At 63.8% G+C, this 11430-nt stretch carries 5 protein-coding genes; 2 read left to right on the forward strand and 3 right to left on the reverse strand.

All coding sequences use genetic code 11. The features are described from left to right. The first annotated feature begins 18 nt into the window (after nt 1–18). Both gap and AC1DIX_RS16005 read left to right on the forward strand, forming a co-directional pair. A complete protein-coding gene (gap, locus tag AC1DIX_RS16000; protein ID WP_442122697.1) occupies nt 19–1029 on the forward strand; it encodes a type I glyceraldehyde-3-phosphate dehydrogenase in 1011 nt (336 codons plus the stop codon). A 250-nt stretch (nt 1030–1279) separates the two neighbouring features. Beyond that, on the forward strand, nt 1280–4156 hold the full coding sequence (locus AC1DIX_RS16005) for a TonB-dependent receptor plug domain-containing protein (RefSeq protein ID WP_477325641.1): 2877 nt from the start codon (nt 1280–1282) through the stop codon (nt 4154–4156). Between the two features lie 90 nt (nt 4157–4246). On the opposite strand, the gene map is transcribed toward AC1DIX_RS16005, so the two are convergent. The 3 genes from map to glnE all read right to left on the reverse strand — a co-directional run bounded on the left by map (nt 4247) and on the right by glnE (nt 11330). Next, entirely contained in the window at nt 4247–5011 is a 765-nt protein-coding gene (gene map / locus AC1DIX_RS16010; protein ID WP_477325643.1) for a type I methionyl aminopeptidase, read from the reverse strand. A gap of 110 nt (nt 5012–5121) precedes the next feature. Continuing rightward, the gene (locus AC1DIX_RS16015) at nt 5122–8019 is read right to left on the reverse strand and encodes a TonB-dependent receptor plug domain-containing protein (protein ID WP_477325645.1); all 2898 of its coding nucleotides are present in this window, start codon (nt 8017–8019) and stop codon (nt 5122–5124) included. Nucleotides 8020–8585: 566 nt separating this feature from the next. Continuing rightward, entirely contained in the window at nt 8586–11330 is a 2745-nt protein-coding gene (gene glnE / locus AC1DIX_RS16020; protein WP_477325647.1) for a bifunctional [glutamate--ammonia ligase]-adenylyl-L-tyrosine phosphorylase/[glutamate--ammonia-ligase] adenylyltransferase, read from the reverse strand. Nucleotides 11331–11430: the final 100 nt, after the last annotated feature.

Raw genomic sequence — 11430 nt, forward strand, 5'->3', positions numbered from 1 at the left:
TTTCAATCAGGAGTAAACATGACGATCAAAGTAGCAATCAACGGCTATGGCCGCATCGGCCGCAACGTGCTGCGCGCTTTCTACGAAGGCGGCAAGAAGCAGGACATCCAGATCGTGGCGATCAACGATCTCGGCAACGCCGAGCACAACGCCCACCTGACCCGTTACGACACCACCCACGGCAAGTTCCCGGGCACCGTCGTGGTCGAGGGCGATACCATGATCGTCAACGGCGACAAGATCCGCGTGTTCGCGCAGCGTAACCCGGCCGAAATCCCGTGGGGCGAGCTGGGCGTGGACGTGGTGCTGGAGTGCACCGGCTTCTTCACCACCAAGGAAAAGGCGTCGGCCCACCTGAAGGGCGGCGCCAAGAAAGTCATCATCTCGGCCCCGGGCGGCAAGGATGTCGACGCCACCATCGTCTTCGGCGTGAACCAGGACGTGCTGAAGAGCACCGATACCGTCATCTCGAACGCTTCCTGCACCACCAACTGCCTGGCCCCGCTGGTCAAGCCGCTGCACGACGCCATCGGCCTGGAAACCGGCCTGATGACCACCGTGCACGCCTACACCAACGACCAGGTGCTGACCGACGTGATGCACGAAGACCTGCGCCGCGCCCGTTCGGCCACCCAGTCGATGATCCCGACCAAGACCGGCGCCGCCGCCGCGGTCGGCCTGGTGCTGCCGGAACTGAACGGCAAGCTGGACGGCTACGCGATCCGCGTGCCGACCATCAACGTGTCGATCGTCGACCTGTCCTTCATCGCCAAGCGCGACACGACTGTCGAAGAAATCAACAAGATCATGAAGGACGCTTCGGAAGGCGCGCTGAAAGGCATCCTGACCTACAACACCGAGCCGCTGGTGTCGGTCGACTTCAACCACAACCCGGCCTCGTCGAACTTCGACGCCACCCTGACCAAGGTCTCGGGCCGTCTGGTGAAGGTCTCCTCGTGGTACGACAACGAGTGGGGCTTCAGCAACCGCATGCTGGATACCACCGTCGCGCTGATGAACGCGAAATAATCGGTTAGATTTAACCGGAAGTAAAAACGCCCCTGGACCGTGAGATTCGGTCCAGGGGCGTTGTTTTATGCTAGTTGTAAATACTGCATTAGCAAAAAGATGTTTCGAAAATACAACGAAGAACATTTTCTTGTAATAATTTGATACAAATCAGTACAAAAAAATATTTTCCTCAGCGACACTCTTGATGTGCATACACGTGATGCATATAACAACTAGATGCCGAGGGATTAACTTGAACAAGCAACTCATGCTGAAACGTAGCGTCATCGCCGTGGCGATGACGCTCGGGGGAACGTCGATCACGTTCGCCCAAACCGTAAGTGGCAGTGGCAGTGCAGTTACCGAAACCACGACTGGCAGCCACATCCAGAAAGTCGTCGTGACGGGTTCCAACCTGAAGCGCACCGACACGGAAGGCTCCTCGCCGATCGCCGTCATGACGGCACAGGACATCAAGAACACCGGTGCCGCGTCCGTATCCGAACTGATGAAGTTCGTGCCGTCGATGGGTACCGACGGCGCTCAGGACTTCCAGAGCGGCTCCGGCTTCGCCAAGGGCGTGGCCACCGCCTCGCTACGCGGCCTGGGCTCGTCCTCGACCCTGGTGCTGCTGAATGGCCGCCGTGTCACCCCGGCCCCGTATGCCGACCCGAACGACGGCAACTCGGTCCTGTACGACCTGAACTCGATTCCGATCTCGGCCATCGAGCGCGTCGAAGTGCTGCAGGACGGCGCATCGGCCGTCTACGGCTCCGACGCCATCGCCGGCGTCATCAACTTCATCCTGAAGCAGAACTACGAAGGCGTGGAAGTCGCCGGACGCTACAGCGCGAACGACGACAACCTGTTCCGCCGCAAAGGCTTCAACGGCATCTTCGGCAAGGGCAACCTGGACACCGACGGCTACAACTTCATGATCACCGCCGACGTGAACCAGCGTGATCGCACCACCCGCCGCGATGCCAAGGATGTCGAATACGACCAGCTCAAGCTGCTGAACGGCCGCTTCCTGTCGCCGTATGCCAGCTCGGTGTCGCAGTACCCGACCATGTACAAGGAAACCCGTCAGGGTTCCAAGAACTTCGGCGTGACCCAGGCCACCGGTCCGACCAACATGCTGTTCGACCTGGGCTGCCCGGCCAGCCAACAGATCACCGGCAGCGTTGCCGGCAATGGCCTGCTGCCGACCAGCACCCTGGTGGGACGCACCTTCTGTAACTTCGACAACACGCCTTACCTGGAAGCCYAGGGCTATGGCCGCGATGCCAACATCATCTCCCACGGTGAGCTGAAGCTGGGCAAGGACGTCACCGGTTTCGCGGACATCGCCTATTCGCGCGCCCGCCGCGACTACACCGGCGAGCCGATCACCATCGGCACCGGCGTCGTGACCAACTGGAYCGCCAACGGTCCGGGTGCTTCCTACCAGACCATCCTGCCGATCGGCCACCCGAACAACCCGTTCCCGGATGCGCGCGCTTCGCTCGGCTACCGCTTCGTCAACCTGCGCGGCGGTTCGCAGGCCATCAACGAGGGCAAGCGCCTGCTGGCCGGCGTCAAGGGCACGCACTTCGGCTGGGACTGGGAATCCGCGCTGCTGTGGAACCGTGCCGAGAACGAAAGCACCAACTACGGCCGTCTCTACCTGCCGACCCTGAGCAAGCTGAACGCCGGCGCTTCGATCGCTTCGGTGGCGGCCGACCCGACCATCGGTCATGACGTGGTCACCCACAACATGTCGCAGATCACGCAGTGGGACGGCAAGGCCACCACCGAGTTCGGCCAGCTGGCTGGCGGCGCAATCGGCTTCGCGGCCGGCTTCGAACTGCGCAAGGAAAAGATCAACCTGACCCCGGATCCGCTGGTGGCAAGCGGCCAGATCTACGGCCTGGCCAATACCATCCTGAACAGCGAGCGCAACGTCAAGTCGGCCTTCGTCGAGGCGCGCCTGCCGGTCCTGAAGAACCTCGAGTTCGATTTTGCCGGCCGCGCCGACAAATACCCGAACCTGAAGACGAACTATGTGCCGAAGATCAGCGGCAAGTGGACCGTCACCGACACCTTCGCAATCCGCGGCACCTACGCGGAAGGCTTCCGCGCACCGTCGCTGAGCCAGGTCGTGCCGGGCGGCGCCCAGTTCTTCCTGAACAACACCTGGGATCCGAAGCGTTGCAACGAAGACGAGGTCACCCCGAAGCCCAACGGCACCACCGCCGACTGCGCCAAGAGCGTGGGCGGCTCCGGCGGCTTCAACCCGGACCTGAAGCCGGAAACCTCGAAGAGCTACAACCTGGGCTTCGTCTGGTCGCCGAGCACCAAGTTCGACGTGTCGGTGGACTTCTACCGCATCAAGCGCGAGAACGAGATTGTGCTGGGCAGCTCGTATGACGCACTGAAGAACGAAGACCGCGTGCCGGCCAACGTGGTGCGCGACACCAACCCGGTCAACTTCATCACCGACGCCAACGGCAAGCCGATCCCGGGTACCGGCCCGCTGATCATGCTGTTCCTGCCGTGGCAGAACCAGGGCATGACCGAACTGCGCGGCGCCGACATCGAAGCCCACCTGCGCCAGAACCTTGGCCAGTGGGGCTCGCTGTCGACCACCCTGCGTTCGACCTATGTAGACACCCTCTACATCCAGACCTTCGCCGGCGATCCGATCCACAACCTGGCCGGTTCGTTCCCGAGCGTCCGCGACTGGGCACTGTCGACCGGCAGCGCGACCCCGCGCTGGAAGAGCAACGTCTCGACCACCTGGCGCTACGGCGACCACGCGGTCAACCTGTCGGCCAACTACGTGGGCAAGGTTTCCCGCCTGCGTATCTGGGAAGGCGACACCACCTACGCGCAGCCGTTCTGCCAGTACAGCACCAAGGGCAGCAACACCATCCCGCTGTACACGACTTACTACCCGCGCTGCGAAGTCAAGGAATGGCTGACCTTCGGCCTGGGTTACACGTACACCGGCCTGAAGAACTGGACCATGAGCCTGAACATCCAGAACATCTTCGACGAGAAGGCTCCGTACGATCCGGGTTACACGGCTTCCGGCTACAACGAAACCCTGCACAACCCGTACGGCCGTTACTTCAGCCTGAGCGCACGCTACATCTTCAAGTGATTCCTGCTTGAGCCACCCGTCCGGCTTGCCGGACGGGCAGCAAAAAGCCCGCGGATATTTTGTCCGCGGGCTTTTTTTCGTTTGCTGCCGTCAGCGTTTCGGCCAGGGCGTCAGGATCTCGAAGCCGCTCTTCGTCACCGCGATCATGTGCTCCCACTGCGCCGACAGCGATTTGTCCGCCGTCACCACGGTCCAGCCGTCGTCCAGCTGCTCGACGTCGGCGTCGCCGGCGTTCAGCATCGGCTCGACGGTGAAGATCATGCCTTCCTTCAGCAGCAGGCCGGTGTTCGGGCGGCCGTAATGCAGCACCTGCGGGTCTTCATGGTAGACGCGGCCGATGCCGTGGCCGCAGTATTCGCGCACCACCGAATAGCCGGCCTTTTCGGCCAGGGTCTGGATCGCGTGGCCGACGTCGCCCAGGCGCGCGCCCGGCTTCACCACGCGGATGCCGGCCATCATGGCCTCGAAGGTGACGTCGACCAGGCGCTTCGCCTCGGGGGAGGGCGTGCCGGCGAAGTACATGCGGCTGGTGTCGCCGTGCCAGCCGTCCTTGATCACGGTGACGTCGATGTTGATGATGTCGCCGTCCTTCAGCACGTCCTTCTCGCTCGGGATGCCGTGGCAGACCACGCCGTTCACCGAGGTGCACAGGGTTTTCGGGAAGCCGTGGTAGCCGACGTTGGCCGGGGTCGCCTTCTGCACCTTGCGGATGTATTCGTTGCAGCGCCGGTCGAGCTCCTCGGTGGAGACGCCGGGCACCACGTGTTCGGAGATCATGTCGAGCACCTCGGCGGCCAGGCGGCCGGCAACGCGCATCTTGGCGATGTCCTTGTCGTTCTTGAGTTTGATGACCATGTATATAGAGTGTGATGGCCGGCCCTGCGCCGGCATCCCTCTATGATAACCGCGAATAAAAAAACGCCGGGCGAACCCGGCGTTCCTGGATCATCCCCGCAGGGAAGCGATCAGAGCTTCACGCGGATACCTGCGTAGTAACGGCGGCCGATCGGATCGTAGGTGCTGGCATCCGTTTCGGTACCGGTGCTGTCGCCCGGCAGGCCACTGATGATCGGTGGCGCCTTCTGGTTGAACGCATTGTTCATGCCGAAGTACAGCTCGGTCGACTTCATCAGGGCCCACGATGCCTGCAGGTCGGTGTAGGTACGCGAGCCGACCTTGATCGAGTTCGCCGGCAGCTTGAAGCCAGCCAGGAACTGGTCATCCAGCGAAGAGCGGCCGAGGTAGGTCATGGTCGCGCTCACGCTGAGCTGGTTCCACTTGTAGCCGATGTCGAACAGTGCCTTGTTCTTCGGCGCGCCCAGTTCGCCGGCGAACTGATTGCGGTCGGAATTCGGTTGCGGCGTGGTGTAGCCCTGCTTCACATAGGTGTACGCCAGCTTGGTCGACAGACGGCCAGGGCCGACGCGGTCATTCCAGGAAGCCGTCAGGTCGATACCCTCGGTGCCGAGCGTACCGCTGTTCGACACGGCGGTGTCGATATATTGCAGCGAGCCGGCGCTGTTGTTGCCGGTGGCTGCCGGGCGGCGGGTAATGAATTGGCAGAACGATGGGTTCGAACCACTGTAGCAGCTCGTCAGGATGAACGCACGATCGGTGCTCACGATCGCATCGGCGATCTTGATGTTGAAGTAGTCAGCCGTGAAGGTGAAACGCTTCAGCGCGTCGATCGAACGCGGGGTCCAGACCACGCCGACGGTGGTCGACCGGCCTTTTTCCGCCTTCAGGTTCGGGTTACCCCGGTTGAAGCCGCTGATACCCTGCAGGTCGGCCTGGTTCTGCGTGAAACTGCCGTTGGCGGCGATGTTCGCCGAGACGCCCGGTGCGGCGCGGCACAGTGCGTCATACGGTGTTGCGTTCGAGGTCGCGGTCACGCCGAGGCAGGGGTCGACGATGCCGGACGGGAAGTCCTGGCTCGGGGCCTGGTACAGCTCGTTGATGTTCGGCGCGCGGGTCGACAGCGAACGGGTGCCGCGGAACTTGACGTCGTCGACCAGCGACCATTCGAAGCCGGCGTTCCAGCTGTTGGTGCTGCCCACCGACGAGTAGTCGCCGTGGCGGAAGGCGCCCAGGAAGTTCAGTTCCTTGACGAAAGGCAGGCCCTTCAGCACCGGCACGCGGGTTTCGACGAAGACTTCCTTGACGCTGAAGTCGCCCGAGGTCGGCGGGGTCGCGTTACCGGCGTTCAGGCCGGCCTGGGTCAGGGCATCCGGAACGGCTTCCGAATGTTCCTTGCGCCATTCGAAACCGGCGGCGATGCCTAGCGGGCCGGCCGGCAGGTCCCAGATTTCGCTGTTGATCTGGCCGCCCACCAGCTTCTGGGTGGTGCGGGTCACCAGCGAGCCCGGTGCGGTGACATAGGCCAGCGCGGCCGGCGTGATGCTGTTGAAGCCGAAGATATTGATCGGCACGCAACCCTGGGCGCGCGCATCGGCGCTGGCGCAGACCGGCGGACCGCCGTTCTCGCCCGGAATCGCCTGCAGTGCGTTGGCGAAGTTCAGGACATTGACCTGGCCGGTCGACTGCTGGGCTTCCTTGGTCTGGCCGTAGGCGCCGTACACTTCGTAGTTCCAGGTCTTCCAGGCATCGAAGTCTCCCTTGAGGCCGGTGACGAAGCGGAAGGTGTCGCGGTCCGCGGTGCTGCTGCGGGTGCCGACTTCCGACAGGCGGCGGGTGAAGTAGTAGTCCGGGATACCGTCGCCGTCGGTGTCGCTGATGCGGTCGTACAGGTACTGCGGCACCAGCGGATTCTTCACCAGCTTGCCGTTGACCATGGAGGCGGCCGGGACCTGGCCGGTGGTCGGGAAGATATTTTCCGCGCCCAGTGCAAACGGCTCGATGGTCGAGGACACGCGGCTGGAGGCATAGGTGCCTTCCATGAAGGCGCGGGTACGCTCCGTGATCTTCAGCTCGCCGTTGGTGGCGAACAGGTAGCGGTCGACCGGCACGGCGATCGAGCGGTAGAAGGAGCGGTTGAAACCGGTCGCGCCGACGCCGTTGGTGCCGTTCTGGTTCCACGGAATGACGTTGCCCTGCGCATCGTAAGTATAGCTGCCGGTATCATGGAAGAAGCGGCCCTGCGGTGCATAGCTCGAGTAGAACGGGCGGATCGGCGTGAAAGCGTCGGCCGGATTGCGGGTGCTGATCATTTTCGAGTTCTGGTCGATCGCCGAGGCTTCGCGGTCGCGCGACCAGACCTGGCCCTGGCGCGTGAAGCCCAGGTGGCCCATCAGGAAGCCGTCGTCGTTGCTGGTGCCGAAGGTCAGCGAGAACTTGCGCTTCAGGTCGTCATGGTGGGAGCTCTGGCCGGCCTGGGCGTCCAGCAGCAGGCCGTTGAAGTTGCGCTTGGTGATGATGTTGACCACGCCGGCCACGGCGTCGGAGCCGTAGGCTGCGGAGGCGCCGCCGGTCAGGAGTTCGACGCGCTCGATGAAGTCGGTCGGGATGGAGTTCAGGTCGACTKCGGATTCGCCCGGGATGCCGGAAACGAAGCGGCGGCCGTTGACCAGCACCAGGGTACGCGAGATGCCAAGGTTACGCAGGTCGACGGTGGACACGCCCACGCTGGCGGTCTGGAAAGCCGAGTTGGTGCGGCTGATCGCCGGCGAGCCCATGGTCGGGTTTTCCAGCAGCACCTGCTGCAGGTTGGTGGCGCCGGAGGCGGCGATGTCGGCCGCCGACAGCACCTGCAGCGGCGACGGCGAATCGGCGTTCGGCGAAGCGATGCGCGAACCGGTCACTTCCACACGCTGGATCGCCGCCGGGGCTTGCGCCTGCGCCTGGGGCGTCGCGGCAGCCTGCTGCTGGGCGGCACCGCTCTGGTTCTGTCCCTGCTGCGTCTGCATTTCCTGTGCATACGTGGCGTTTACACTGAGGGCAACGCCACCCAGACAGATCAGGCGGATCGACCGGGATAAGACTTTTTCCATCATCATTGCAAAACTCCTAGGGTTAGGGCACGGTGGACTGATCGAGCAAACCGTGAAGAATGCCGTCGTTGTCGCGGCTTATTTGAAACGATGTGCAGAGTACATACATTCCAAAACAACAATAAAATCATTTGCCGGATCCAGATGTCAATCGTTTCCGGAGGATAAATAATTTTGTTGCAAATTTGCGTAAATACTAATGTTCTTTTGAAACATTTCACGTTACGCAAGCAGCCGAATTCTCACAAAGAATTGCGCGTGAGAATTGTTTCCGAACAGCTGGAAACCAGCCTGTGCAGTGTGTCATCGGGTTTATGCTTTGCAAAGCTGGCACAATAGAAATGCAGCGTGAGAGCGCTATTTCTTAGCGCTTTGTCACTTTTGCGCAACGTTCAACCTTGACTGTTTGTCTTGGGGAAATATCAAGATTGACGTCTATTGTTTATGCTGCGTGCATAAACGAGTCGGAATTTCGCGGGATCTCAGCCGAAACAGGCGCGCCACAGGCGTAAAACCACATCGGCGTGGGCTGCCACGAGGGCGGGGTCGACACGGGCCTGCTCCTGGCCCTGCAGGCGCACCTGGTGCTGGAGCCGGCGCATGACGCGGTAGGCGTCGGCGGCGCCCTGTGCCAGGGAGGGATCGATGAGGCCGAGTTCGCCGCACATGCGCAGCAGGGCGATATTGCCCTTGTTGGCCGTGAGCTGGGGATGGGCGTGGGAATGGCGCAGGACCAGGTACTGGACGATGAATTCGATGTCGATCATGCCGCCATCGTCCTGCTTCAGGTCGAAATGGTCGCTGTGGCTGGGGTGGGCGTCGTGCATGCGCTTGCGCATCCTGACCACCTCGTCGCGCAGCTCGGCCTCGCGCGTGCCGCGGTCCTGGCGCAGCACTTCCTCGCGGATGGCTTCGAAACGGGCGCCGATGTCGGCGTCGCCGGCGCAGAACCTGGCCCGGGTGAGGGCCTGGTGCTCCCAGATCCAGGCCGAGCTGCGCTGGTAGCGCTCGAAGGCGGAAACGGTCGAGACCAGCATGCCGCTGGCGCCGTCCGGGCGCAGGGCGGTGTCGATATCGAACAGGATGCCGGCCGGGGTGTGCGTCGTCATCCAGGTGATGAAGCGCTGGGCCAGCTTGGCATAGTTGCCGGGCGCGTCCTGGTCGTCGTCGTCGAACAGGAAGATCACGTCGAGATCGGACACATAGCCGAGCTCCTTGCCGCCCAGCTTGCCGTAGGCGATCACGGCGAAGCGCGGCACCTCGCGGTGGCGGCGGGGCAGGGTGAGCCAGGCGCGCTTGACGACTTCAAGCACGATCAGGTCGGCCAGCGCCGACAAGTGGTCGGCCAGGCGCTCGACCGAGAGCTCGCCGGCCAGGTCCAGCGCCAGCAGGCGGAACAGCTGGGCATGGTGGGCTTCGCGCAGGATGTCGAGCTGGCGCTCGGTGTCGCCCGCGGCGGCGTCGAGCTGGCCGGCCAGGCTGGCGGCGAGGGCGGTGAGTTCCCCGGTCCAGTCGGTGGTCGTGCCGCGGTCGTCCAGCAGCTCGTCGAGCAGGATCGGGTGCTGGGTCAGGAAGGTCGCGGCCCAGCCGCTGGCGTTGATCATGCGGATCACGCGGTCCAGCGTGTGCGGATACTCGATCAGCAACGACAGGTAGGCCGCGCGGCGCGCGATCGCCTCGAAGAAGTCGAGCAGGCGGCCGAGGGTGGCGGCATGGCTGCCCAGGCCGGCTTCGCGCACCACGGCGGCGATCTGCGGCAGGGCCGTGTTGACCAGCGCCGCCAGCTTGTTGCGGCTGGCTTCCGGCAGGGTCTGCAGGCGCGGCGCGTGCCAGGTCGCGACCAGGCGGGCGGCCGCTTCTTCCGGCCGGTCGAAGCCGAGGGCGGCCAGCTGCTGGGCGATCGCCTCGCCGTTTTCCGGGTCGCTCATGGCGGGGCCGAAGGAGGCCGCCGGGTCGGCCGGCTCGGCGCCCGCGGCCTTGTCGGCGAAGATGGCGTCGAACTGGGCCGCCACATAGGCGCGCTGCTCGTTCAGGCGCGCCAGCAGAGTGGCTTCGTCCGGCAGGCCCATCATGCGCGCCACCGTCAGCCGGTCGTCGGGCGAGACCGGCAGGGTATGGGTCTGGGCATCTTCCAGGTATTGCAGGCGGTGTTCGAGGTTGCGCAGGAAGGTATAGGCCTCCAGCAGGCGCTCGACCGTCTCCGGCGGCAGCAGCTCGCGCTCGGCCAGCAGGCGCAGGGTCTTGCGGGTCGAACGTTCGCGCAGCGCCGGGTCGCGCCCGCCGCGGATCAGCTGGAACACCTGGGCCAGGAATTCGATCTCGCGGATGCCGCCGCGGCCCAGCTTGACGTTGTCGCTGCGTTCAGGGTGCAGGCGCTCCTGGCGGTTGACCTCGGCGCGGATCTGGGCGTGCATGGTGCGGATCGCATCGATCACGCCGAAGTCGAGATAGCGCCGGAACACGAAGGGGCGGACGATGGCGGTAAGCAGCTCGATATCCAGCGGGTCGCCGCTGACGGCGCGCGCCTTGACCCAGGCGTAGCGCTCCCACTCGCGGCCCTGGACGATCAGGTAGTCCTCGACCATGTTCAGGCTGGCCGCCAGCGGCCCCGACTTGCCGTTCGGGCGCAGCGCCATGTCGACCCGGAAGGTGAAACCGTCTTCCGTGATTTCCGACAGCGCGGCGATCAGCTTCTTGCCGAGGCGGATGAAGAACTCGTGGTTCGACAGCGAGCGCTGGCCCGGCCCGGCCTGGGTGTCGCCGTCTTCCGGGTAGACGAAGATCAGGTCGATGTCGGACGAGACATTGAGCTCGCCGCCGCCGTGCTTGCCCATCGCCAGCACCATCATCTGCTGGGGACGCCCGGATTCGGCCCCGACCGGGATGCCGTGGATGGCGGTCATCTCATCCATCAGCTCGGCCAGGTGGGATTGCACGGCGAAGTCGGCGAAGCGGCTCATGGCGGTGACGACTTCGTCGAGGTCGGCCCTGCCGTCGAGGTCGCGCTCGATAATGGCGCAGATCAAAAGATTGCGCAGGCGGCGCATCGCCCGGCCCAGCGGCAGCCTCGCGCCATTCGGGCCGGCGCTGGCTTCACGCTCCAGTGCTGCGCCGAAATCGAGGGAGGACAGCGATAATTCGGCCAGGGCCGCAAGCCGTTCGGCCCGTGTGGCATCGGCGCCGAGCCAGCGTTGAAAGAAGCGTGATGCGCTTGCGGGGGAATTCATAGGGCGGATCCAGGCGAGTTTCTACGTTCCGGGAGGCGTGCTATGCGGTAAAATTGCCCGCCATGCTGCCCTGGGTCAGCGTGATGGTAAGGTAGACGCC

The organism is Massilia sp. 05N420 (assembly GCF_056397205.1).